At 32.6% G+C, this 577-nt stretch carries 1 protein-coding gene and 1 pseudogene; both read left to right on the forward strand.

The genetic code is table 11. The annotated features are described in order from the left end of the window. Positions 1–359, forward strand: a 359-nt coding sequence (locus tag FC55_RS09620) for a hypothetical protein (protein ID WP_081036635.1), incomplete at its 5' end; no start/stop codon positions are given. A gap of 13 nt (positions 360–372) precedes the next feature. Continuing rightward, positions 373–577: pseudogene (locus FC55_RS09625) on the forward strand (hypothetical protein); the annotation flags it as partial.

Raw genomic sequence — 577 nt, forward strand, 5'->3', positions numbered from 1 at the left:
AAAGTTCTAGTGAATCTACAAGTAGTGTTCAGCCTAGTGTAAAATATCCAGCGTTACAAAAATATGCTGGAAAAACTTATTATGCAGTAGATAGAGATAGTGCAGAAGTTCCTGATATGTTTCCAACTTCTTTTACTATTACTTCTGATACCGAAGCAATTACTGTTGATGGAAAACAAGAATTAATAAGAAATGTTACAAGTGATAGTGGTTTTATTGCATTGACTGGAGAAATGGGGCATAGCATGGGTACCGGTCTTAGTTTTGAATTTAGACCTTTAGGAGGCAGTGATAGTGATGCAGTAGAGGTGCTTAATCAAGGTCAACGTTTAGCTTATAGTACTACCATGCCTGAGTAAGGAGTGATATTTTATGAAAAAAGTTAGCTCAATTATAACTATTTTTGTGATAGTCATAATCGCTTCTTTAATTGTTTGGAAAGTAGGTACACCAAATTTAATCAATAAAAATAAGGAAAATACAACTGAGAAGGTATCTAAGAAAGTAGAAAAAGAATCAAAGAAAACAAAAAAGAAAGAAACTAGTAAGGCTAAATCATCTTCTAGTACTGAAACAA

It is taken from the genome of Ligilactobacillus salivarius DSM 20555 = ATCC 11741 (genome assembly GCF_001435955.1).
Taxonomy (GTDB): domain Bacteria; phylum Bacillota; class Bacilli; order Lactobacillales; family Lactobacillaceae; genus Ligilactobacillus; species Ligilactobacillus salivarius.